This is a genomic window from Streptomyces parvus (assembly GCF_032121415.1).
GTDB classification, from domain to species: domain Bacteria; phylum Actinomycetota; class Actinomycetes; order Streptomycetales; family Streptomycetaceae; genus Streptomyces; species Streptomyces globisporus_A.
The window spans coordinates 2,174,779-2,198,865 of record NZ_CP135079.1 but is presented as its reverse complement, the minus strand read 5'-3'; the positions used below and the strand labels follow the sequence as shown (position 1 = coordinate 2,198,865).

The window sequence follows — 24,087 nt, the reverse complement described above, 5'->3', positions numbered from 1 at the left end:
CGCGGCCGGTCGCACGGTCACTCGAAAATGCGTGCTGTGAACCGTCCTTCCGGGCCATGATGTCCGCCATGACCTCCCTCTCCCTGGTACTCGCCACGATCGTCACCGGCCTCTACGCGGGCTTCATGCTGACCTTCCTGACGGGGATCATGCCCGGCCTCGCCGACCTGAGGGACGAGCAGTTCGCCGCGGCCATGCGCCGTTTCAACGAGAAGGTCCCCCGGCCGGTCTTCCTGGTGCTGTTCCTCGGCGTCGTCGCGCTGCCCGCCGCCGCGTTCTTCACGGGCCTCGGCGAACACGACCGGGTGGCGGGGCCCGCCATCCTGGCGGCGCTGATCTGCTCGGTCGCCGGTCATCTGATCACCGTGGTCGGCAACATCCCGCTCAACAACGCCCTCGCCGCCTCCGAGGGCGGCGACGACAGTGCGGCCCGCGCGGCTTTCGAGTCCCGCTGGAACACGCTGCACCGGGTGCGCACGGTGCTCTCGCTGGCGGCGTTCGTGCTGCTGGTCGTCGCGCGGTAAGTCACCACCGGGGTACGGCGGCGGGGCTACCGGCCGCCCCCGGCCTCCTCCCGCCCCGGATGCCGGGGGCCGAGCAGCACCACCAGGGCGGCCTTGCCGGGCACGGATGTGCCGACCCGCCGCCAGCCGGTCCGCTCGTACAGGCGCAGGGCCGCCTCGGCCCGCACCGAGGTCAGCAGCCAGCAACGGCCGCCCGGGGCCGCCCCCGTCACCGCGTCCAGCAGCGCCGCGCCGAGCCCGCCGCCGTGTGCTTCCGGGGCGACCGCCAGCTCGTTCACCTCCAGCGCCCCGCAGAGCCACGCCCGCGTGCGCCCCGCCCCGAGAGCCTGGGCGACCTGCCCGTAGCTGCGATCGGCCGGAAAGTGCTCCGGGGTGATCCAGGCGGTGGCGAAACCGGTCACCGTCTCGCCCGCGGTCGCCACCGCCCCCGTGAACCCGGGCCGGAGCGCGTCCCGGGCGAGCCGTTCCGCGTAGACGTCGGCCTCAGCCGGATCCTCGTTCCAGGGCGGGGCCGCGAAGGCGCTCGCGTACACGTCGCGGATGCCGTCGGCGTACCGCATCACCTCGCCGGCCTGCACCGTTCGTATCTCGGTCGTCATCGCACCGTCCCTCAAGATCCACCGGCTGACCATCGGCAGGTCACCGGCGCCGAGGGCAAACCCTAGAGGGCGGCGCGGTCTCCCTGCGCGACCTGAACGGCGACGGCCGCACCGAACCGGCCGTGGGCGCGCCGGGCGAAAATGCGGGCGAGGGCTCCCTGTGGGTGTTCTGGGCCACCGCCTCCGGCCTGGCGGCCAAGGGCTCCTTCAGCTTCGGGCACGGGGCGCTCGGCACGGTGGCCACGAAGGCGGGACGGGGCAGCGGCTTCAACCGCTGACCGCTGATCCGCGTGCGGTGGCCCGGCTCGCGCTCGCCGGAAGAGCGCGAGCCGGGCCACCGTGAGGCGCGCCCTGTCACACGTTGGGCACCTTGAGCCGGTCCCAACTGCTCTTCCCGGGAACGCCGTCCGCGTCCTCGCCCGAGTAGCCCAGCTTGCGCTGCCAGGCGGCGTACGACTTCCGGTCGGCCTCGGACCAGGCCGGGCCGGGGCCCACCGTGTACCGCCCGCAGCCCTCGGCCACCAGACGCTTGCCCATCGCCGTGATGACGGCGCTGTTCCGGCCCACCCTGAAGAACGCGGACCCCGGGAACGGCTCGTACGCAGGCTTCGGCGGCGGCTTGGAGGGGCCGTCCGGGGCGCCGTCCAGCCGCTTGCCGATCCGCGTACGCATCGAGTTCATCGTGAAGCCGCGCGGATCGACCTTGCCCGGCTGCCACTCCAGGTGCCCGATCACCGACCGCTCGGACCAGCCGTGCGCCCGGCAGACGGCGGCGGCGGCCCGCTCGATCGCCAGCAACTGGGCCGCCGGCCAAGGGTCTTTGCCGTCGCCGAGGTTGACGCACTCGAAGCCGTAGAAGTGCCGGTTGCCGTCGGTGTTGGCCTCGTTGTCCGGGGGCAGCGCCTTCTCCGCGATGACGGCGCGCAGCACGTCGTCGTCGCCGAGCCCGGCGTGGTTCGCCCGTCCGTTCCCCACGAGGTGGACGGTCCCGTCCTTGGCGATGACACCGTGGCAGAGCGGACCCGGCAGGGCGGAGTGGCCGTTGTAGCAGAGCTCGACGGAGGACGCGGTGCCCGACGTGACCGTGTGATGGATCATCACCCCGTGCGTCGGTCCCCAGGGACCCTTGTGATTACGGTTGTTGGTACGCCAGCTCCGGTGTTCGACGACGTGGAGGCCTTCGTCGCGGAGGGCTTTGAGCAGCTTGTCGGCGGACAGCGGCGTCGCCATCGCGGCGCTCCTTTCCCTGATGGTGCGCAATTCACGCAGGCGCTTCGGTGTGCGGGCGGCGGGACCGGGGGGACGGGCGGCGGCACGGAGTCGCGGATGCCCGCCGGGTGACGGGGTGCGGGGGGCCGGTCCTGCGGGAGGGGATTCCGCCTTTCGGAGCCCACCTGATCGATTTGCCCGCTCCCATGCCCTGACGAACGTCCCGCCGGGCGGAAGGTTTCACCGCACTCGAACTCCCGTCCGGGTATGCCCGAACTCCTGCCCGAAGGTCGCGGACATCGGGCGCATCGCCTCCCCCGGCCGTCGTAGGGGAGGCCGCCGACTTGACGGACTATCCCTCTTCCTTTGTGGCCGGGAGGGCTGCCGTCGTCTACTGCGGACCGTATGAGTTTTCACGTCCCTGCGACCGGCCTCGCGCACCCTTCTGTCCGGGCCACCGCCCGGCGAACAGGGGAAAGGGGAGCTCTCAGGTGAAGCGCGCGACGATCGATTCGAGAACCCGGTCCGCGGTCGAGGTCCGCAGTGGCAGCAGCCCGGACCCGCCCTGGAGATCCAGCTCGCCCTGCGTCTGCGCAAGGTCACCGAGTTTCTGGAGGGCCGGTCGGCGGTGGACCGGAGCACCGACGGTGTGAGCTGAACTCCGGCACGAGGAGAGGGGGTCCGGGGCCGCATGGCCCCGGACCCCCTCGTCGCCGGTTCGCCGGCTCCACGTCCGGCATCATCTTCAGCAGCGGTGCGGGCACCCACCGGGCACGTATGCCCATGAGCTGCGTGGCTGTGCGCCCCCGGCAGGACTCGAACCTGCGGCCAAGCGCTTAGAAGGCGCCTGCTCTATCCACTGAGCTACGGGGGCCGGGAGTCCTGATCGGTGGTTCCGTGGCCGTGCCGGGACAAGGATAGGGCTCCGATCCCCTGGACCCGGTTGCTTCACCTGCGTGGCACGATGTGGAGGTTCGGTGAAGCGAACCGATAATCGCAGGTAGGTGCGATTCCCGCAGCGCTTTTCGCCCGCTGCGCGCCGGGTGTTGTGCACTCGTTATGCCCCTGCCCCACTCGTCCCCTCTGTCCTGACTCTGTCCAGAGGGTGGAACCGCCGCGCAGAGGGGTCTATACGCTTCAAAAAGGCTCCAAAATTGGGCATTCTTCGCATGTGGTGACCATGGACGTACGGCCTCAGCTCATCGACGCACTTTCCGCCCTGCGCGACCGTGTCGCCGCCGTGCGTCTCCCACTGCCCCTGCCGGGGGCCGAACGGGCCCGGCAGGCCAGGGTCGAACTCCTCGCCCAGCTCGACGACTACCTCCTGCCACGCCTCAAGGACCCCGAGGCGCCGCTGCTCGCCGTGATCGGCGGATCCACCGGGGCCGGGAAGTCCACCCTGGTCAACTCGCTGGTGGGGTGCCGGGTCAGCGAGGCCGGTGTGCTGCGGCCCACCACCCGGACCCCGGTGCTGGTCTGCCACCCGGACGACCACCACTGGTTCGCGGGGGTGCGGGTGCTGCCGCAGCTCACCCGGATCTGGCTGCCGCCGGGCCAGACGCCCGACCCCGACGGGCTTGACGACCTCGCCGCACGCGGGGAGGACGGGGACGCCGCCCTGCGGGTGGAGACCGCGGTCAGCCTGCCCCGAGGGCTCGCCATCCTGGACGCCCCCGACATCGACTCCCTCGTCGTCCGCAACCGCGTCCTCGCCGCCGAACTCATCTGCGCCGCCGACGTCTGGGTCATGGTCACCACCGCCTCGCGCTACGCCGACGCCGTGCCCTGGCACCTGCTGCGTACCGCGAAGGAGTACGACGCCGCCCTCGTCACCGTCCTCGACCGGGTGCCCCACCAGGTGATCGCCGAGGTGTCCCGGCAGTACGCGGCCCTGCTGACCCGGGCCGGACTCGGGGACGTGCCCCGGTTCACCATCCCCGAACTGCCCGAGTCCACTGGCGGCGGCAGCGGACTGCTCCCCACCAGCGCCGTCGCCCCGCTGCGCGCCTGGCTCGCCCACCGGGCCCAGGACCCCGCCGCCCGGCAGCAGGCGGTGGGACGCACCGCCTCCGGCGTCATCGAGTCGCTCAACGTCCGGATGCCCGCCCTGGCCTCCGCCGTCGCCGCCCAGTACGCCGCCTCCGTACGGCTCACCGCGGCTGTCGACGAGGCGTACGGCAAGGAAGCCAACCGGATCCGCCGCCGGCTGAGGAACGGGGCGGTGCTCTCCGGGGACGCGCGGACCCGGTGGCGCGGCTACCCCCTCTACAGCTCGCCCGAGGAACTCCTCGAAGCCCTCGTCGACAGCCTGGTGGCCCTGCTCCAGTGCTCGGTCTCCGCCGCCGACGAACAGATCCGCACCCACTGGCTCCGCGAACCCGCCGGGGCCCTGTTCCGGTTCGAGGGCGCCGGACGCGAAGCCGGGGGCTGGGGGCCCGCCGAGGACGTCGAAGGGCGGATCGCCGTCGCCGTACGCCGGTGGCGCCGGGTCCTGGAGGAGCTGGTCGACGAGGAGGTGCGCCAGCTCGACCGCAGTGTGGCGCCCGCCCCCGAGAACGTCACGGCCCTCCTCGCGGCAGCCCTGCTCGGCGGGCGGCGCGCCCGTGCGGCGGGGGAGCAGCTCGCCGAACGCATCGGCGCCCAGGGCGCGCTGCGCCTCCGCGACAAGGGCGGCGAGCTGCTGACGAGCTGCCTCGACCAGGTGCTCCGCGGTGAACGCGAACGCCGCCTCGCCCCGCTCGACGCGCTCGACGTCGCCCCCGAGCCCCAGGCCGAACTGATCGCCGCGCTTTCCGTACTGCAGAAGGAGAGGTGGCAGCGATGACTGCCGTCACGGACGAGGGCCACGGCAAGGGCCGGGGCGACAGCACGGGGAAGCCGGACGGGCGTGAGGACGGGCGCTGGGACGACGGGCTCATCGCCCGGCGCGCGGCGGCGGCCGAGGCCCGCGAAGCGGAGGAGGCCGCGCCGCCCACGCCCGCAGAGGACGACGCGGAGCCGCAGGTCGAGGCGTACGCCCCCGCCGGCGGACCGCTGCCCACCCGGCTCGACGCCCTGCGCGAGCTCGTCGGACTCTCCCGCGCCCGGCTCGACCGGGACACCCTCGCCGAGGCGGGCCGCGTGCTGGACGAGGCCGCGGCCAGGCAGCGGCTCTCCTCCCGGCACACGGTCATCGCCGTCGCGGGAGCCACCGGCAGCGGGAAGTCGACCCTGTTCAACGCGCTCGCCGGGGCCCCCATCTCCGACACCGGGCTCCGCCGGCCCACCACCTCCCAGCCCATCGCGTGCAGCTGGACCGACGGGGCGGCGGGACTGCTGGACCGCCTCGCCGTCCCCGGGCGGCTGCGCCGCAGGCCCCACCCGGGACCCGCCGCCTTCGACGAGGCGCTCCAGGGGCTCGTCCTGGTCGACCTGCCCGACCACGACTCGGCGGCCACCGAGCACCGTGACCAGGTGGACCGGGTCCTGGCCCTGGTCGACGCGGTGATCTGGGTCGTCGATCCCGAGAAGTACGCCGACGCCGCCCTGCACGAACGCTATCTGCGCCCGCTCGCCGGACACGCGGAGGTCACCTTCGTCGTCCTCAACCAGACCGACCGGCTGCCCGGCGAGGCCGCCGACCTCGTCCTCGACGACCTCCGCCGCCTCCTCGACGAGGACGGCATCGCGCTCGGGGAGCACGGCGAACCCGGCGCCACCGTCATGTCCCTGTCCGCGCTCACCGGCGACGGGGTCCCCGAACTCCGCGAGATGATCGGCCGGTTCGTCTCGGACCGCACCGCCGCCACCCGCCGCCTCTCCGCCGACGTCGACGCGGCGGCGGCCCGGCTGCGCCCGGTGTACGTGGCCGAGGGGCGGCCCGGTCTCGGCGAGCGGGCCCGCGAGGAGTTCACCGACCGGCTGGCCGACGCCGTCGGGGCCGCGGCCGCCGGACAGGCCGCCGAGCGGGAGTGGCGCCGCAACGCGAGCCGGGCCTGCGGGACGCCCTGGCTGCGGCTCTGGCGCTGGTACGAGAACCGGGGCCTGCCCGGCAGCCTGGACCGGATGGGCCAGGCGCTCACCCCGCCCGAGGAGGAGCTGACGGCCCGGCAGCGGGTCGAGCAGGCGGTGCGGATCGTCGCGGACGACGCGGCCGACGGGCTGCCCGGCCCCTGGGCGCAAGCGGTGCGCGAGGCCGCGTTCACCGGGGCGCAGGGGCTGTCCGAGGCGCTGGACGAACTGGCGGTCAGGGCCGGGGCCCCCGGCGCGTCCAAGCGGAGCGGCGGGACGGAGACGGGGACGGGCACGGTCCCCCAGCTCGGCGGGCGACCGCCCAAGCCGCCCCGGCCGAAGTGGTGGCCGGCCGCGGTGCTGGCCCAGGTGTCGATGACGCTCCTGCAGATCTTCGGCGGCCTGTGGCTGGCCGGCCAGATCATCGGCGTCCTGGAACCCGGGCTCGTCACCCCCGCGCTCATCATGCTGGCCGGTGTCGTCGGCGGCCCGCTGGTCGAGTGGGCCTGCGCCGCGGCCATCCGTGGACCGGCCAGACGGTTCGGGCAGGACGCCGAGCGGCGGCTGCGCGAGGCGGCGGCCGGCTGCGGCCGGGCCAGGGTCCTGGACCCGGTCGCGGCCGAACTGGTCCGCTACCGGGAAGTGCGCGAGCGGTACGTGACGGTGACGGAGTTTTCCACAACCGGCCGGTAGTCCACAGGCCCCGACGTGATTCCTTTCCGGCGGCCACCATGGAGTGCGTACGACACCGCCGTGCGACGAGGTACGCGCGGTGCGGCACGGCATGGAAGACAAGCAAGGCAAGGAAGACAAGGAATGCGGGGGCGGAAATGAACGAGACCTTGGTGACCCTGGTGGGTAACGCGGCGACCGCGGTGGACTTCCGGGAGACGGCCACCGGAGGAATGGCGCGATTCCGTTTCGCCGTCACTCCGCGCCGCTGGGACCGCGAGAAACAGCTCTGGGCCGACGGCCGCACCAGCTTCTACACCGTCTGGTCCTGGCGGACGCTCGCCGCGAATCTCGCCGGTTCCGTTTCGGTCGGGGAACCTCTGGTCGTGCACGGCCGACTGAAGATCCGTGAGGAAGAACAGGCCGGTCAGCGACGGACGTTCGTCGATGTCGAGGCGGTCGCCGTCGGCCACGATCTGAGCCGGGGAACCGCCGCCTTCCGCCGGGCGCCCAGGTTGGAACCGCATCTGACGGAGCGTCCGGAGCGCGTCACGGACGGCGACACGGAGAGGGCGCCGAAAGAAGGAGAACAGGTCGGCGCAATGGCCGCAGTGTCCTGAAAAGGCTGTTCGGTGACGCGTTCTGGCGCCATCCCGCGATAACGATTCCGATTCGGAACGGTTGGCGAAGGGCAGTTCGGGGGACTCGCCTCCGCCCGTTCTTTAGGATTCCCAGTGCTCACGGGTCACTTGGGTCTGCTGGCGAGGCATTCCCCACACGCGCACCACGCGCAAGGGCCTCGCCCGGAGGGGAATTCTGTGTTTTCTGCGCCTTCAGCGTCCGCTGCGTCGTCATCCGGCACGACAGGAGCGGACCCCGGGCGCGGGATCCTCCGCCCGGTCGCCGCTCTGCTGGTCTCCGGTCTCGTCGCGGCAGCCGCGCTCGTCGGCGCCGGACCGGCGGCGGCCGACGACACCAGCCGGCACCACGGCGGCGCCGCCGCCGTGCTCGACGGACTGAAGACCTTCGACAGCGCCGTGCTCCGCATCGCGGGGGAGGACGGCGCGCCCGTCCGGACCCAGGAACTGCCCGCCGGACTTTTCGAGATGACCGTGGACGGCGGAGGGAAGCTCAAGACCTACTGCATCGACCTCCACAACCCCACCCAGGAGCAGGCCAAGTACCTGGAGACCCCCTGGGCCGAGACCTCACTCGGCGGCAACCGGAACGCGGGGAGGATCCGCTGGATCCTCCAGCACTCCTACCCGCAGGTCGACGACCTGGCCGCGCTCGCCGAGGCGGCCGGTACCGGTCCGCTGACGGAGCGGACCGCGGCCGCGGGGACGCAGGTCGCCATCTGGCGCTACTCGGACAACGCCGACGTCACCGCGTCGGACAAGCAGGCGGAGAAGCTCGCCGACTGGCTGCAGCGCAGCGCGCGCCCGGAGAAGGAGCCCCGGACCTCGCTGACCCTGGAGCCGGCCGCCGTCTCCGGCCGGGCCGGGGAACTGCTCGGTCCGGTGACCGTCCGCACCGCCGCGGGTCAGGTCTCGGTGTCGCCCCCGGTGGACGCCGCGGCCAGCGGCGTCCAGGTCACCGACAAGAAGGGCGCCCCGGTCACCGAGGCGTCCGACGGGGACCGGCTCTACTTCGCCGTGCCGAAGGGCACCGCCGACGGCACCGCGTCGCTGGCCGTCCAGGCCACCACCTCCGTGCCGGTCGGCCGGGCCCTCGCCGGGACGGGCCGCACCCAGACCCAGATCCTGGCCGGTTCCAGCGAGTCGACCGTCTCCGCCCGCGCCACCGCCGCCTGGGCCGAGACCGGCGCCGCCCCGGCGGTGACCGCCCGGAAGAACTGTGCGAAGGGCGGGGTGGACGTCACGGCCGCCAACCGGGGCGACGCGCCGTTCACCTTCGAGCTGGCCGGCGAGGAGCACACCGTCGCCGCCGGAGAGACCAGCACGGTCGCCGTCCCCGTCGCCGAGGACCAGGCGTACGACTTCACCATCACCGGGCCCGCCGGCTTCAGCCGTACCTTCACCGGGGTGCTGGACTGCGCCACCAGCGGCAGCGTCCTGGAGCGGGAGAGCCAGGAGGCGGGGGGCGCGGGCAACGACGTCGGCACGCGGAGCGCCGAGCGGTCCGTCCCGGCCACGACCGGCTCCGTCTCGTCGGGGCTGGAGGGCGACCTCGCCGCCACGGGTGGATCCAGCGCCACCCCGATGCTCGCCGCCGTCGCCATCGGACTGCTCGTCGTGGGCGGTGGCGCGGTCTTCGCCCTCCGCCGGAAGAAGCCGCTCGCCGACGGTGAGTGAGCACCTGCCCGCACACGGTGACCGCCGCTCCGGTGCCGGTGGGTGGACGGGTTTCCTTCCGGGGGCGGGTGTCAGGCAAGATGGGTGTATCTGCCCACACCTCTATTGCTGCCGGACGGTTTCTCTTGGCTGAGTACATCTACACCATGCGCAAGACGCGCAAAGCGCACGGCGACAAGGTGATTCTCGATGACGTCAATCTGAACTTCCTGCCCGGCGCGAAGATCGGTGTCGTGGGCCCCAACGGCGCCGGTAAGTCCACGGTGCTGAAGATCATGGCGGGCCTGGAGCAGCCGTCCAACGGCGACGCGTTCCTGTCGCCCGGGTTCACCGTCGGCATCCTCATGCAGGAGCCCAAGCTCGACGAGTCGAAGACCGTCCTGGAGAACGTCCAGGACGGCGCCGCCGAGATCATGGGCAAGCTCAAGCGCTTCAACGAGGTCGCCGAGCTCATGGCGACCGACTACTCCGACGCGCTGATGGAGGAGATGGGCAAGCTCCAGGAGGACCTGGACCACGCCAACGCGTGGGACCTGGACGCCCAGCTGGAGCAGGCCATGGACGCCCTGGGCTGCCCGCCCGGCGACTGGCCGGTCACCAACCTCTCCGGTGGCGAGAAGCGCCGCGTGGCGCTCTGCAAGCTCCTCATCGAGGCCCCGGACCTGCTCCTCCTCGACGAGCCCACCAACCACCTGGACGCCGAGTCGGTGAACTGGCTGGAGCAGCACCTCTCGAAGTACGCGGGTGCCGTCGTCGCCGTCACCCACGACCGGTACTTCCTCAACAACGTCGCCGAGTGGATCCTCGAACTCGACCGCGGCCGCGCGATTCCCTACGAGGGCAACTACTCCACCTACCTCGACAAGAAGGCCGCCCGCCTCAAGGTCGAGGGCCGCAAGGACGAGAAGCGCCAGAAGCGCCTCAAGGAGGAGCTGGAGTGGGTGCGGTCGAACGCCAAGGGGCGCCAGACCAAGTCCAAGGCCCGTCTCGCCCGGTACGAGGAGATGGCGGCCGAGGCCGACAAGATGCGGAAGCTGGACTTCGAGGAGATCCAGATCCCGCCGGGCCCCCGGCTCGGCTCCATCGTCGTCGAGGTCGAGAACCTCTCGAAGGCCTTCGGCGACAAGGTCCTCATCGACGACCTGTCGTTCACGCTGCCCCGTAACGGCATCGTCGGCGTCATCGGTCCGAACGGCGCGGGCAAGACCACGCTGTTCAAGATGATCCAGGGCCTGGAGGCCCCCGACAGCGGTTCGGTCAAGATCGGCGACACGGTCAAGATCTCCTACGTCGACCAGTCCCGCGCCAACATCGACCCGAAGAAGACCCTCTGGGCCGTCGTCTCGGACGAGCTGGACTACATCAACGTCGGCCAGGTCGAGATGCCGTCCCGCGCCTACGTCTCCGCGTTCGGCTTCAAGGGCCCGGACCAGCAGAAGCCGGCCGGCGTCCTCTCCGGTGGTGAGCGCAACCGCCTCAACCTGGCGCTGACGCTCAAGGAGGGCGGCAACCTGCTGCTCCTCGACGAACCCACCAACGACCTCGACGTCGAGACGCTCTCCTCGCTGGAGAACGCCCTCCTGGAGTTCCCGGGCGCCGCGGTGGTCATCTCCCACGACCGCTGGTTCCTGGACCGCGTCGCCACGCACATCCTCGCCTACGAGGGTGACTCCAAGTGGTACTGGTTCGAGGGCAACTTCGAGTCGTACGAGAAGAACAAGATCGACCGCCTCGGTGCGGACGCGGCCCGCCCGCACCGTGCCACGTACAAGAAGCTCACGCGAGGCTGATCGTCTTGGCTCGTCACCTCTACAGCTGCCCCCTGCGCTGGTCGGACATGGACGCCTTCGGCCACGTCAACAACGTGGTCTTCCTCCGCTACCTGGAGGAGGCGCGCATCGACTTCATGTTCCGGCTGGCGCCCGGGGACGGTTCCCCGTCGTTCTCGGGCGGGTCCGTCGTGGCCCGGCACGAGATCGACTACGTACGGCCGCTGGTCCACCGGCACGAACCGGTGACCGTCGAGTCGTGGGTCACGAAGATCGGCGCCGCGTCCCTGACGATCGCCTATGAGATCAAGGACCCCGAGCAGGTGTACGTACGCGCCTCGACCGTCGTCGTGCCGTACGACCTGGCGGCGGAGCGGCCCCGGCGGATCTCCGCCGAGGAGAAGCTCTTCCTCCAGCAGTACCTGACAGAGGAGCCCGCCGCGGCATGACCGTGCCCGTGCAGTCGCTGCGGTTCGCCGACCCGAGGGAGGCGGCGGATCTCGCCGCCTTCCTCGGCCGGCTGCTCCACTACGACCGGGCCGCCGCGGTCCGGTTGCAGGCGGGCGGCGGCGACGCGCTGGCCGTGTTCGGCCGCCCGCCCTCCTTCGAGGTCCTCGCCATCCGCACCGCCCGCCTGGCCCGCCCCGAGACCCTCGACGTCACGGTGTCGGCCGGGGAGCTGCTGGAGTCCCTCGACGTCTCCGGTGAGGGCCCGGGGGAGCGGGGCGGTGCGCTGCCCGCCCCCGTCACCGGGCCGCCCTGGACCGGCGTCCTGCCGCCCCGGGGCCCCTGGCAGGAGCAGGCGGGGCTGCCCGGCCCCGACGCCGTGCGCCTCGCGCTGGAGGCCGCCGTCACCGAGTTCCGCACCCGGGACGAGGCCCTGCCCGAGGAGCGGCGCACCCGCGCCGAGCGCGACCGGATCGGCCGCGAGATCTGGTCGCGGCCGGTCGGCACCACGGACCTGCCCCTGCGCGCCGTGCACGCCGCCCAGTCCCTCGGCTTCCTCCGCCCCGACCCCGACTTCCCCGTCTCGCTGCTCGCGGCGGGCGGCTGGCTGCGGCTGCGGACGCCCTTCGGCTCCATCGCGCTGCGCCGCGACCCGGCCGGCGGCCTGGGCGGGCCCGGCGGGCTCAGCCTCTCCGTCGGGCGCGGCTGAGCGGTCGCCCGACCCGTTCGGCCCGACCGGCGCTACTTCTCCGGTGCGTCCTGCGACGCCCCGTGCGCGTCCGGCCACACGCCGATGTGGTCCTGCTCCAGCTCCAGCAGCACCCGGTGCTCCATGCCCAGCGCCTGCGTGTAGTCCGCGGGCAACTGGAGCCGTCCCGCGCGGTCGAGCATCGCGTACTCCCGGGCCACCTGCGACTCCTGGCCCGTCGCCGCGTCCACCTCCGTGCGGCGCAGCACCTCGGAGGACGTACGGCCGTCGCGGATGGCGACCGTACGCCGGACCTCGTCGGCGACCGCCTGGTCGTGGGTGACGATCACGATCGAGGTGCCCAACTCCTCGTTGGCGCGGCGGAACGCGGCGAAGACCTGCTCCCCGGTGGCCGAGTCCAGCTCACCGGTCGGCTCGTCCGCCAGCAGCACGGACGGGTTGTTGGCCAGCGCCACCGCGATCGCCACCCGCTGCTGCTGTCCGCCGGAGAGCTGCTGGGGCCGCCGGTCGCGGCAGTCCGCGATGTCGAGCATGGCGAGCAACGACTCGGCGCGGGCCGCCCGTTCGCGCTTGGCGCCCCCGCCGCGCAACTGCATGGGCAGGGTGATGTTCTGGATCGCGGTGAGATACGGGAGCAGATTGCGGGCGGTCTGCTGCCAGACGAACCCGACCACGTCCCGCCGGTAGCGCAGCCGCTCCTTCGGGCCCATCGACAGCAGATCGCACCCCGCGACCTTCGCCGAGCCCGCCGTCGGCACGTCCAGCCCCGCCAGGATGTTCATCAGCGTCGACTTGCCGCTGCCCGACGCCCCCACCAGAGCCATCAACTCGCCCTCGGTGACCAGCAGGTCGAGACCCTGGAGGGCCTGCACCTCCACCCCGTCCGTGGTGAAGATCCGCACCACCCGGTCGCAGGCGATCAGCGCGTCGTGCCCGTAGGAGGGCCGGTCCCGGCGGGCCGCGGCCCGCCGCTCCAGCTCCGCGAGGGTCGTCTCGGCCGCGCGGGCCGTGCCTGCCGTCTCGGTGGACGAGGTCATCGGGAGTCTCCTGCCCTGAGTTCGGTGATCGATCCGCGGCGGCTCGCCCACCACGCCTGGACGCCCGCGACCGCGGCGGCGAGTGCCACGACCCCCGCGGCCGGCAGCGCCAGCGACCAGAGGTCGGCGCGCAGTGTGACGGGGCTCGTGTCCGATCCGGCGACGCCCGCGAGCGCCAGCGGCACCAGATCGATGCCGGGGGAGAGCAGGACGATGGTCGCCCAGCCGGTGAGCAGGCCGCCGCCCGCCGCCAGCAGCGCCTGCGGCGTCGCCTCGAAGGCCAGCAGCCGCCTGCCCTGCCCGGTGGTGAGCCCCATCGTCCGCAGCCGCGCCAGCAGCGTCCTGCGCTCGGGCGCGGTCTGGAGCAGCGACAGCAGGACGGCCAGCAGCGCGTATCCGGCGCCCGCCGCGACGGCCGCCAGATAGATCCGCTCCGCCCCCGCCTGCATCGGGGTGTTCACATAGCGCGCGCGCTCCTCGGAACGCAGCTGTACGACGAACTCCTCGCCGTTCCCGTCGGCCGCCGCGCGCAGCTTCCCGGGGTCGGGGGCGCCGGTGAGCAGCAGCGTCGTGGGCGCCCGCTCCTCCAGGGAGGCGGAGTTGACGATCAGGAAGTTCGTGGAGGCGAGCGACGCCACCCGCTCGACGGTCCCCACCACCCGGACCTTGAAGTCGCCGGACAGCGTGTCGACCGCGTGCGCCTCCTTGCCCAGCCGGGCCGCCACCGCCGGGGAGGCGATGACCGGAAGCACGCGCTCCGGGCCGGACTTCGCTCCCTCGGGCAGCGGCGCCGAGGGGCCGGTCGCCTTCAGCAGACCGCTCGGGAAGTCCGGCAGCCCGGTCGTGCGGGCCAGCCGGGTGTACGAGGCCGGATCGACGCCCACCATGGCCATGGCCCTCGCGCCGCTCGCCCCGGCCGCGTCGCCGCCACCGGTGTCCGCGCCCGAACCCGTATCCGTACCGCTGTCGTCCGCACTGCCGCCACCGGCCGCCGTCTCCGGCGTGGCGACGCCGAACTCGACCCGCAGCGCGGCCGCGCTCCGCACCCCGTCCAGGTCGCGCACCGCGCGGACCAGTCCGTCGGGCAGGGTCGCCCGCTCGCTCTCGCCGCTGACCCGGGCGTCCGCGCCGACGGCCGCCAGCGCCGCGTCGTCCCGCGCGTCCCCGATCCCGGCGATCACCGAGCCGCCGAACGCCGCCGTGGCCAGCGCCAGCAGCAGGGCCAGCAGCGGCAGCGCCCCGCCGGCCGAGGAACGGCCGGCCCGGGCCAGCGACAGGAAGCCGATCGCCCCGCGCAGCCGGGCCATGGGACGCGCGGCGAGCCGCAGGGGCAGCGGATAGAGCCGCACCAGCACCAGCGCCGCGATCAGCGCCACCAGCACGGGTGCCGCGCTGACCAGCAGATCGGTGCCGCCCCCGGACGTACCGCGACGGCGCAGCGCCGTCACCGCGCCCACCGCCAGCACGAGCAGGGTCAGTTCGGCGACGCTCCGCCGACGCGAGGGCCGGGCGCTCACCATGTCGTCGCGGGCGCCGTGCAGGGTGGGCCGGATGTGCTGGAGTGTCGTCCGCAGGGGCAGCGCGACGCAGACGAGAAGCCCGACGCCCGCCGCCGCCAGCGCCGCGGGCCACCAGCGGCCCTCGCCCACGGCCAGTACCGAGAGGAGCAGACCGAGCGCGCTCGCGGGCAGCACGGTCACCGCGGTCTCCGCGAGCAGACGGCCGCCGATGCCACGCAGCGAGCCGCCGCGCGAACGCATCAGGGCCAGTTCGGCCTTGCGGCGGGCGGCGATCAGGGCCCCCGTCATCACCAGGACGACGGCCGCCACGGAGCCGATGCCGAGGGCGGCGACCGCGATCACGGGACTGATCGCGTCGCGCATCCGCGCGTTGGCCTGCACGAGGTGACCGAGCCCGGTGAGGACCTCCGCGGTGTCCCCGGCGATCGCCCGCACCTCCAGCAGCCCGGGGCCGCTCTCCAGCGAGTCGACGACGGACGCCAGCCGCGAGCCGTCGGGGCCGGTGAGCGCGGAGGCGTCGGGCGGGAACCGCCAGAAGAGCGACGGTTCGGTGGCGGTGGCCAGGAGCGCGGGGCCGGCGTCCTCGGCCAGCAGGACGGTGCCGGTCCAGTAGTTCTGCGGGAAGGGGCTCGTGGGGTCCGGGATCAGGGACGGGGTGCGCACCAGCGGATCGGCGGACCAGTAGCCGCCGCCCGGGTCACGCGGGGCGACGATGCCCGTGACGGTCACCTTCAGCGGGCCCCCGACCGCGGTGGGCAGGTGGAGGGCCGAGCCGACCTTCATGTTCAGCGCGGCCGCCGTCTCCTCGGTGACCGTGCCCTGCACCGCACGCGAGGTGGACGTCACCGCGTCAGGCGTCGTCGGCCAGGCGCCCGAGACCAGCCGGGCGTGCTCCTTCAGCCCCGTCTGCGCCGTGTACGAGAGCTGCGGCGGCACCGTGTCGGGCCTCGGCAGCCACGGCTCGGTCGCGAGGACCGGCTCCATGGTGCGTATCCCGTACGCGACGGACGACGGGTCCGCGCGCAGCGGCGCGGGCAGCGCCTTCAGCAGCGCCCCGCCGACCCGTGTCAGCTCGGGGCCGCGCACCTCGGCCTCCCGCTGCTCCCGCGGCAGTTCCAGTCCGGGCTGGGGTCGGGAGACCTCCACCGCGCTGCGCCCCGCGTCGGCCAGCCGGATGTCGTGGCGCAGCCCCTTCGTCTCGTACGCGTCCACGGCCCGCGGGAACGCCGCGGCGAGGAACGCCGTCACCAGCACCAGCACCGCGAGGGCCACCGCGGCGCCGGGTGCGGTGCGCAGCCGGGTCCGTATCCAGGGGGCGCTCGCCGCCCGCTTGCCGTCACTCATGTCAGTGGTCCCCCTGGTGGCGCAGTGTGACCGCCGGGTCCCCGCGGCGCAGCGCCATCGTCGCGACGATCACGAGCGGCAGGGCGGCGACCCCGGCCAGCAGTGCGGCGACCTGCCCGGCGGGCAGCTCGACCAGCACCGTTGGAACAGGCCGGCCCGCCTGCCCGGTCAGGACGATGAGCGGGACGACGGCACGGGTCAGCACCGTGCCGATGCCGAGCCCGATCAGCAGGGCGAGAGCGATCAGCACGCCCTGTTCGGCGGCGATCATCCGGGCCAGCTGGCGGCGCGGGGCGCCGAGCGCCCGCAACACTCCCAGCTCCGCCGCCCGTTCGCGCCGGGAGCCCGAGGCGCTGACCGCGAAGCCGACCGCCGCCAGCGCGGCGGCGACCACCGCGACGGCCGGCAGAGCCGACTGGGGCCCCGCGCCCAGCGGGTCGTCCACCAGCTGCCGGGCTGCCTCGGCCCGGACCAGCACCTGGGCCGCGTCGGTGTCCGGCAGGGCGCGCAGGGCGGCGGCGACCTTCGGGGCGTCGCCGGGGTCGGCGCTCAGCCACCACTCGGTCGCCTCGATGGTGGCCGTCGTCCGCCAGGACAGGAGTTCGGTGACGGCCTTGAGGTCCAGCAGCAGCGCGCCGCCGCTCCGCGCCGGGTCGGCGGCGCCGGAAAGCTCGGCGGCCCCGGTGGTGGGCAGCCGGCGTACCGACTCCGCCAGGGTCACCCGGACGGTGTTCCCGGCCAGGGTGAGGTCGATCTCGTCCCCCAGCTTCGCGTGCGCGCTCTTCAGGTAGGCGTCCGTCGCGACCGCCTTGAGGGGCGCGGCCTTCGGCCGGGCGGCGGTGATCCGCAGGGTGCTGGTGGTCTGCTCCCAGCCGTCCTCGCTGCTCACCCCGGTGTCGTAGGTGAAGTCCGGCAGGCCCGGTGCCCCGTTGCGCACCGGCGGTGTGCCGGGCCGGCTGTCGCCGCGGTCGGTCAATGCCATCGACGCGTCCCAGCGCACCGACCCGGAGACCGGCACCGGGCGTTCCCGGCCTTCGGAGCCCTCGGAACCTTCGGGGGAGCCGGACGCGTTGCCGTCGCCAGGGGCCGTGACCACGCGTACGTCGCTCACCGCGACCCGGCGCTTCTCCGCTCGTCCGTACGGCGGTTCGTCGTCCACCTCGATGCCGGTCACGGCCAGACCGCCCGCCGCCGACACCGGGAACGACACCGGGACCGGGCGGCCGTCCACGGGCACCGGGCCGGCCAGGAACCGGTAGGGGAGGCCGTAGCGGTCCTCCAGGAGCACGGTGACCACCGGCGCCGACGTGTCGGAGGCGGCCTCGGAGCCCTTCGGTGACACCGTGGTGATCCGGAGGTCCATCGTGACCCGGGCGGTGTCCTTCGGGAGGACGAGCCCGGGGCGCGGGGTCCGCTTCGGGGCGATGGTGTCGAACACCCGGCGCGGGCTTCCGCCGGCCAGGTCGGAGCGGAGCAGCATCCCCTCGTCCGCGTGGGCGGTGTCCAGGGCGAGGATCTCGGCCGTGCGCCCCCCGGAGGCCTCCACCGTCGTCCGGTGGGCGGGCGCCGCCTGCCGCACCCCGTCCAGGCCGCTGTAGATTCCGGCCGACGCCGGACCGCTGCCGTGCCCGCCCACCAGCCGGACCGAGGCGCCGGAGCCGAAATCTGCCTGGTCGGACTGCGAGCGGTTCCACGAGGCGCTCTGCCCGATCGCCAGCATGCCCATCGCGACCGACAGGACCAGCAGCAGCACCGGACCCGCGCCGCGCAGCGGGCGGCGGCTGAACTGCCAGCCCGCAAGGGCCGCGGGCAGCCCCCGGCCCTTGGCCGCGCGCCGTTCCGCGAGCCTCGCGGCGGGCGGCAGCAGCCGCAGCGTGAGGACCGTTCCGGCGAGCAGCGCGAGGGCGGGGGCGGTGACCAGCAGGGGGTCGATCCCGAGGTTGCCGGCCCGGTCGCCGGTGAGCACCCCGCCGCCGGCCTGCCGGTCCAGCTGCCAGTACGCCACCCCCGCGATCAGCAGCAGCCCGAGGTCCGCGCCCGCCCGCACGGGTCCCGGCAGCGACGCGGCCCGGGTCCGGCGCCCGCCCGCCCCGGCCGTCAGCGACGGGGCCACCACCGCCAGGGCGCAGGCCAGCGCGACGGCCGCGGAGACCAGCCAGACGGTCCCGGTCGCGGCCGCGCCGACCTCCAGACCGATCCGGGACAGGGCGCTGCGCTCGGCCAGCAGCCCGGTCAGCGGCTCCGCGAGCAGCGGGGCCGCCACCGCGGCGGGCACGGCCAGCAGCAGCGCCTCGATCGCGGCGAACGAGGTGATGCGGGCCCGGGAACCGCCCCGGGCGCGCAGCAGTTCGCGTTCGCCGTCCCGCTCGCTGTTCAGCAGCCGGGCCACGAGCAGCAGGGCGTACGCGGCGAGCAGCACCAACTGCACCGCGACGATCATCAGCGTGGAACGGGAGACCAGCAGCGCCCGGTCGACCTGGTCGAGCACGGTCGGCAGCGGCATCCGCGCGGTGACACCGGACGTGAACACCGGTGCGGCCGCCAGGGCCTTCGGGGCCGCCGCCGACGTGTCCCGCAGCCCCTCCATGGAGCCGGTGGTCAGCGTGGTGAAGTCGGCGGCGGCCAGCCAGGACGTCTGCCCGCCGCCGAGCGCGCCCGAGGCGATGACCGAGGGGTCGGTGAGCAGCGGGCCGTACGTCGTGAACGCGAGCTTGCGCACCCCGCGCCCGCCGAGCGGGTCCAACTGCCAGTACGGGTCGGACCGGTCGGCGGCCTCGTAGACACCGGTGACCAGGACCCGTTGCTTCTTGTCGTCGTGCAGCCGGTCGGTGACGGTGAGCCGTGCGCCGGGCTTCAGCTTCAGCGCCTCGGCGGCGACGACGGGCAGCGCCACCTGCACGGGTCCGGTGCCGTCGGAGGCGGCGGGCGCCCTGCCCTCCGTGATCCGCACCCGGTCGCGGTCGAGGGCGGCGAAGTGGGTGAGGTCCGGTTCACCGCGCCGGGCGGCCGGGTCCCGGAGGTCCCGCGGCAGCGCGTACGACCCCGAACTCTCCAACTTCCCCACCGTCACGGGCAGGCCGTCGAAGGCGTCGCGGGAGGCCTTGCGGACGGCCTCGTCGGCCTCCGCGCGCTGTTCGTGGTCCACCGAGGCGGACACGACGAGGGCGGCGGACGCGGCCGAGCGGTGGGTGAGCGTGTGACGCAGGGCCGCGTCCCCCACGGAATCGGAGAACGCGGTGAGCGCGGCCAGGACGGAGGTGGTCAGCAGGACGGCGAGGACGGCCGCGGAGAGCAACAGGCGATGAGCCCGCACCCGCAGAAGGACGAAACCCGTCACCTGATCCCCCAGCCCCGGAAACACCACCTGCGCACGCCCCCCGACGTACCGGTGATGCTTTCAGAGGCACCAGGGTTTCGGTAACCGCTTACAGGCGCACCTTGATGCGATCGTGATCGTTATCCGGAGGTGGAGCGTCGAATTCCGGAGGCAACCGGTCACCGAACGTTCACATGCTCGCTCTCCGGTGATCCCTCGGCGCCCGCAAGCGATCAGTCCGCGGTGTTGACCATCGAGGCGGCGGCGTACGTCAGGTAGTCCCACAGCCGCCGCTCGTGCTCGGGCGCGAGCCCCAGCTCGTCCAGCGCGACGCGCATATGGGCGAGCCAGGCGTCGTGGGCCGCACGGTCCACCCGGAACGGCGCGTGCCGCATCCGCAGCCGCGGGTGGCCCCGGTGGTCGCTGTAGGTGCGCGGGCCGCCCCAGTACTGCATCAGGAACAGCGCGAACCGTTCCTCGGCCGGGCCCAGATCCTCCTCGGGATACATCGGCCGCAGCAGCTCGTCGCCCGCCACGCCCTCGTAGAAGCGGTGGACCAGGCGCCGGAAGGTCGCCTCGCCGCCGACCTGCTCGTAGAAGGTCTGCTCCTGAAGCGTGTCGCGCGGAATCTCAGTCACCCGTCCATGGTCGCAGACGCACCGCCCGAGGTCAGCGGTCCTAGGACCAACGTCCGGTGTCCGGCGGTGCGCTCCCCCTCGCCCCCACGGCCCCGGCGCAGGACAGTGGAGACATGGGTGCACACCGGCAGAGCCCCTCCCCGTCCGCCCCCGACGCCGAGGCCGACGCGGCGCGGCATGCCCTCGTGCGGGAGATCGTCGCGCGGGGCGGACTCACCGATCCCGCCTGGCGCACCGCCTTCACCGAGGTCCCCCGCCATCTGTTCGTGCCGTTCTTCTACGTGCACGGGATCGGGGGCTACGAACGCCTCGGGGACGAGGCCGCCGACCCCGGACAGCGCTCCCGCTGGCTGCACGGGGTGTACGCGGACGGGGCGCTGGCGACCTGGCTCAAGGACGGCGAACTCGTCTCGTCCTCCAGCCAGCCGTCCCTGATGGCCCTGATGCTCGACGCCCTCGACGTGGCGGACGGACACACGGTCCTGGAGATCGGCACCGGCCCCGGCTACAACGCGGCCCTCCTCGCCCACCGGCTCGGCGACCCCGCCGTGACCAGCGTCGATCTGGAGCCGGAGATCACGGAGTCGGCCCGCCGCCACCTCGCGGCGGCCGGGTACCACCCGACGGTGGTCACCGGCGACGGGGCCCGGGGCTGCCCGGAGCGCGCCCCGTACGACCGGATCATCGCGACCTGCACCCTGCCCTCCGTACCGCAGAGCTGGCCGGAACAGTGCCGTCCGGGGGCGTTGATCCTCGCGCCGCTCGCCACCGGCCTGGTCCTGCTGGAGGTCCGCGCGACGGCGCACGGACCGCGCGCCGAGGGGCACTTCCTGCACACCCCGGCGTACTTCGTGCCCCTGCGGGGGGCGCTGCCGCCGACCGACGGGCTGCCGCGCCTGGGCGGACTGCCGCGCCGGGTGGCCGGGGACGACCTGTTCCGGTTCCTCCTGACGCTGACCGCGGGCACCCTCGATCCGCACGAGGCACTCTCCCTCTGGGAGCGCGAGGGGCGCCCGCGCCGGGAGAGGTACGGCATCACGGTCGGCCAGGGCCGGCAGTGGGCCTGGCTCGACGATCCGCAGGGCCCCTACACCTGGCCGCTCGCCGCCGGCCGGTGAACCACGGCGGCGAGCGCACCCCGGCCCGGCGGTCTCAGTCCCGGCGGACCGTGATCGTCGTCCACGCCCCGACGTGCACCTGGTCACCGTCCTGGAGCGGCACGGGGACGTAGGGCTGGATCGGCTCCTCGGCACCGTTCAGCGTGGTGCCGTTGGTGGAGTTCTGGTCCACGACCGCCCAGCCCCCGTCGGGCTGCTGCACCAGCACCGCGTGCTGGTGCGAGACGCCCGGGTCCTCCGGGGGGACCGACAGATCGACGTCGGGGGACTCGCCGGTGCTCTGCCGACGGCGCCCGATGGTGACCTGGCTGCCGGTGAGCGGAAGGCGCTGCTCCGGGGAGTACGCGGGCAGGTTCAGCCCGGTCGCCTCGGGTCCGCTGCGCTGCATCATCGCGAGGAAGTACGCGCGGTCCGGGGCGATCACGGCGGTCCAGGTGGCGGGCTGCTGCGGTCGTCCCTGGCCGGGCACACCGTGCTGCTGACCCTGGTCGTACCCCTGGTCCTGCCCGTGCTGCAGGCCGGGGTGGCCCTGGTCCGGGTGGCCCTGGCCGGGGTGGCCCTGGCCTTGGTGGGGGCCCGGCTGCTGGAACTGCTGGGGCGGCTGCGCCTGGGAGGGCGGCGACAGCATCCAGTCGTCCCCGCCGCCGGTGTGCCCCGGCGACTGCGGAGGCGCCGACTGCTGCTGCTGCGGCGCGAAGGGCGACGCCTGCTGGGGCTCGAACGGCGACGGAGCCGACTGCTGGGGCTCGAACGGCGACGGAGCCGACTGCTGCGGTTCGAACGGCGAGCGCGCCGACGGCGGGCCCTGCTGCTGGAACGAGGAGGGCGGAGCACCCTGCTGGAACGACTGCGGAGGCCCGCCCTGGCCGCCGTTCCCCTGCGGGGCGTTCCGCTCCGGGGTGAGCGGCTCGGCGGGACGGTTCATCTGCGAGGGCCGCGAGCCCTGGTAGTCGAACGGGTCGCGCGGCTGCGGCGCGCCGGGCGGACCGCCCTGCGCACCAGGTCCACCGGGGCCGGGCTGACCACCGGGACCGCCGGGGCCGGGCTGTCCGCCAGGGCCCTGCGCCTGGAAGCCGGGCGGCAGGTTGAGGCCGGGCGGCGGGCCGCTGGGCGTGCTGTGCTGCGGGGCCAGAGGGGTGTAGGAGGTCGCCGTGTTGGTGAGGAAGTTCCAGCGGCACTCCTCGCAGAACGGCGCCATCGCCTCACGCGGCGTACGGCACTGCGGGCAGAGCTCCGCCTGCATGGTGGGCTGGCCGACATCGGAGCCGGAACCCGGCTGGGGGTAGCCGTAGCCGGGCGCGGGCGGCGGAGGAGGCGGCGGGGGCACCGCGCCCGCGGGCGCGCCGCCGGTCGTCATGCGGTGTCCGCAGACCTCGCACCAGTCCTCGGAACCCGACTGGTGTCCGTTCGGGCAGGTCGGCATGTCGGCGCTTCCCCCTCTCCTCTTCCGGCCGCGGAGGCCGCATGCTGTCGGTCGCGGTGCCTTGACCGCGAGGTGATCGCTCTGTGCTACTTCTTGACGCGAACGGTCTTGGTCGAGCGGGTTTCGAGGGTCATCTCGTCCGCTTCCGCGACCTTCGCCTTCAGTCGCACAGTACCTGTCGCGGCATCGACGACGTCGACCACCTTCGAAAGCAGTTTCGCAGTGTCCTGGTTCCCGGAGGCCGACGCCAGCTGCACCGCACGGCCCAGCTTCGCCGTCGCTCCGTCGAAGTCGCCCGACTTGCGCGCGTCCAGCCCCTGCTGGATGACTTGTGCCAGTTCCGCCTGACCCGTGTAGTGCGCGACCTGCGGATTGATCGACGTCGACGCCACCATGTCGTCCGTCCACACGGCCCGTACGAGCCCCTGCGACAGCGTCTGCGGGCTGCCCGCGCCCGAGTGGTCGGGCAGGATCAGCGAGACCCGGGCGGCCAGCATCTCCTGGCCGACCCCGGCCTCCGGCACCAGGACGCACACGTGGTAGTCGCGGGACTCGTCGCCCCAGGAACCGGTCGGGTAGTCCCCGGCCCGGGCGTTCGCCTCGGTGCGCCGGGCGGTCAGGTCGGCGACGGTCGGCGCGACCTGCTTCACGAACCGGATCTCCACGCCCACCGGGGTCCAGAGCCGCAGCGCCACGTCCGCGACCTCCTTGCCCATGGCGTTCTCCATCATCCGCGTGAAGTCCGCGGCCAGGCCCGAGGGGTCGGCGACGATGTCGGCCGTACCGAGGAGGGCGGCGGCCACGCCCGTGACCTCCTTCACCTCCCAGTCGGTGCCCACGCCCCTGGCGTCGCAGGTGAACCGGCCCACGCAGGAGTCCAGGGCCGCCCGCAGGTCCTCGGGCGACTCGTGCTCGTTGCGACCGTCGGTCAGCAGGATGCCGTGCCGGATGGCGACGTCGGCGGAGTTCAGCAGCCGGTCGGCCAGCCGCAGCCAGGTGCCGATGGCGGTGCCCCCGCCCGCGCTCAGCTTCCGCAGAGCCTCCTTGGCCTGCGCCTTCGTCTGCGCGTCGGCGACCGCGAGCCGTCCGCCGCCGGGGTAGACGTCCTTCGCCCCATGCGTTCCGGCGACCACCGCGAACCGGGTCCCTTCGCGCAGGGTGTCGATCGCCGCGGTCGTCGCGTCGCGCGCGTTGCGCATCTTCGTCGGCGGGTAGTCCATCGAGCCCGAACAGTCGACCATCAGCACCACGGCCGCGCCGGGCCCCTGCCCCGCCCCGTACGCGGGCGCCGCATCCGCCAGCGGTATCCCGCCGGTGGTGCCGCCGCCGGTCGAGGTCACCGTGACGATCGCGTTGACCTCGCGGCCGCCCTCGGGCAGGAACTCGTTCTGGTACACCTCGACGGAGAACTGCGGCACCTGCGACTTGGAGAAGTTGGCCATTTGGTCGGCTCCTTG

The 24,087-nt window shown here is 73.6% G+C and carries 17 protein-coding genes, 1 tRNA gene and 1 pseudogene; 10 read left to right on the top strand and 9 right to left on the bottom strand.

Going from position 1 to position 24,087, the window contains the following annotated elements; translation table 11 throughout:
• Positions 1-68: 68 nt before the first annotated feature.
• Entirely contained in the window at positions 69-524 is a 456-nt protein-coding gene (locus tag RNL97_RS10775) for an anthrone oxygenase family protein (protein WP_374115118.1), read from the top strand.
• Between the two features lie 26 nt (positions 525-550).
• On the opposite strand, the gene RNL97_RS10770 is transcribed toward RNL97_RS10775, so the two are convergent.
• On the bottom strand, positions 551-1,123 hold the full coding sequence (locus RNL97_RS10770; RefSeq protein WP_243314058.1) for a GNAT family N-acetyltransferase: 573 nt from the start codon (positions 1,121-1,123) through the stop codon (positions 551-553).
• 80 nt (positions 1,124-1,203) lie between these two features.
• Between RNL97_RS10770 and RNL97_RS10765 the strand changes: the two are divergent.
• A pseudogene (locus tag RNL97_RS10765) lies at positions 1,204-1,401 on the top strand (FG-GAP repeat protein); the annotation flags it as partial.
• 76 nt (positions 1,402-1,477) lie between these two features.
• Here the strand turns inward: RNL97_RS10765 and RNL97_RS10760 are convergent.
• Complete coding sequence (locus tag RNL97_RS10760; RefSeq protein ID WP_030577083.1) at positions 1,478-2,353, bottom strand: peptidoglycan-binding protein; 876 nt, start codon at positions 2,351-2,353, stop codon at positions 1,478-1,480.
• Between the two features lie 780 nt (positions 2,354-3,133).
• Positions 3,134-3,206, bottom strand: a tRNA-Arg gene (locus RNL97_RS10755).
• A 306-nt stretch (positions 3,207-3,512) separates the two neighbouring features.
• Here RNL97_RS10755 and RNL97_RS10750 point away from each other — a divergent pair.
• The 7 genes from RNL97_RS10750 (at position 3,513) to RNL97_RS10720 (ending at position 12,234) form a co-directional block, all read left to right on the top strand.
• Positions 3,513-5,156: a dynamin family protein gene (locus tag RNL97_RS10750; protein ID WP_243314057.1), complete on the top strand. Its 1,644-nt coding sequence runs from the start codon at positions 3,513-3,515 to the stop codon at positions 5,154-5,156.
• Positions 5,153-7,015, top strand: a complete 1,863-nt coding sequence (locus tag RNL97_RS10745; protein WP_030577089.1) for a YfjP family GTPase — start codon at positions 5,153-5,155, stop codon at positions 7,013-7,015. The genes RNL97_RS10750 and RNL97_RS10745 overlap by 4 nt, the downstream gene beginning before the upstream one ends.
• Before the next feature lie 137 nt (positions 7,016-7,152).
• Positions 7,153-7,614 (top strand): single-stranded DNA-binding protein, encoded by a 462-nt coding sequence (locus RNL97_RS10740; protein WP_030577092.1) that lies wholly within the window; start codon positions 7,153-7,155, stop codon positions 7,612-7,614.
• Between the two features lie 198 nt (positions 7,615-7,812).
• Complete coding sequence (locus RNL97_RS10735; RefSeq protein ID WP_030577095.1) at positions 7,813-9,309, top strand: Cys-Gln thioester bond-forming surface protein; 1,497 nt, start codon at positions 7,813-7,815, stop codon at positions 9,307-9,309.
• A gap of 125 nt (positions 9,310-9,434) precedes the next feature.
• Positions 9,435-11,099 carry an energy-dependent translational throttle protein EttA gene (ettA, locus tag RNL97_RS10730; protein WP_243314056.1) on the top strand — a complete coding sequence of 555 codons (1,665 nt, stop codon included), beginning with the start codon at positions 9,435-9,437 and terminating at the stop codon, positions 11,097-11,099.
• Between the two features lie 5 nt (positions 11,100-11,104).
• Positions 11,105-11,527, top strand: coding sequence for an acyl-CoA thioesterase (locus RNL97_RS10725; RefSeq protein WP_243314055.1), 423 nt, complete (start codon positions 11,105-11,107; stop codon positions 11,525-11,527).
• On the top strand, positions 11,524-12,234 hold the full coding sequence (locus tag RNL97_RS10720) for a hypothetical protein (RefSeq protein WP_030577104.1): 711 nt from the start codon (positions 11,524-11,526) through the stop codon (positions 12,232-12,234). Before RNL97_RS10725 ends, RNL97_RS10720 begins: the two co-directional genes overlap by 4 nt.
• A 32-nt stretch (positions 12,235-12,266) precedes the next feature.
• On the opposite strand, the gene RNL97_RS10715 is transcribed toward RNL97_RS10720, so the two are convergent.
• From RNL97_RS10715 to RNL97_RS10700, 4 genes are all read right to left on the bottom strand, one after another.
• Positions 12,267-13,271: an ABC transporter ATP-binding protein gene (locus tag RNL97_RS10715; protein ID WP_243314054.1), complete on the bottom strand. Its 1,005-nt coding sequence runs from the start codon at positions 13,269-13,271 to the stop codon at positions 12,267-12,269.
• On the bottom strand, positions 13,268-16,135 hold the full coding sequence (locus RNL97_RS10710; protein ID WP_243314053.1) for an ABC transporter permease: 2,868 nt from the start codon (positions 16,133-16,135) through the stop codon (positions 13,268-13,270). Before RNL97_RS10710 ends, RNL97_RS10715 begins: the two co-directional genes overlap by 4 nt.
• A 1-nt stretch (position 16,136) precedes the next feature.
• The gene (locus RNL97_RS10705) at positions 16,137-19,472 is read right to left on the bottom strand and encodes an FtsX-like permease family protein (protein ID WP_313750625.1); all 3,336 of its coding nucleotides are present in this window, start codon (positions 19,470-19,472) and stop codon (positions 16,137-16,139) included.
• Between the two features lie 212 nt (positions 19,473-19,684).
• The gene (locus RNL97_RS10700) at positions 19,685-20,089 is read right to left on the bottom strand and encodes a globin (RefSeq protein ID WP_030577114.1); all 405 of its coding nucleotides are present in this window, start codon (positions 20,087-20,089) and stop codon (positions 19,685-19,687) included.
• 113 nt (positions 20,090-20,202) lie between these two features.
• Here RNL97_RS10700 and RNL97_RS10695 point away from each other — a divergent pair, with 113 nt between their 5' ends.
• Positions 20,203-21,207, top strand: a complete 1,005-nt coding sequence (locus RNL97_RS10695) for a methyltransferase domain-containing protein (RefSeq protein WP_030577115.1) — start codon at positions 20,203-20,205, stop codon at positions 21,205-21,207.
• Between the two features lie 34 nt (positions 21,208-21,241).
• Here RNL97_RS10695 and RNL97_RS10690 read toward each other — a convergent pair whose 3' ends face one another.
• Both RNL97_RS10690 and RNL97_RS10685 read right to left on the bottom strand, forming a co-directional pair.
• Positions 21,242-22,630, bottom strand: coding sequence for an FHA domain-containing protein (locus RNL97_RS10690; RefSeq protein ID WP_243314050.1), 1,389 nt, complete (start codon positions 22,628-22,630; stop codon positions 21,242-21,244).
• 86 nt (positions 22,631-22,716) lie between these two features.
• Positions 22,717-24,072, bottom strand: a complete 1,356-nt coding sequence (locus RNL97_RS10685; protein ID WP_313750623.1) for a vWA domain-containing protein — start codon at positions 24,070-24,072, stop codon at positions 22,717-22,719.
• Positions 24,073-24,087: the final 15 nt, after the last annotated feature.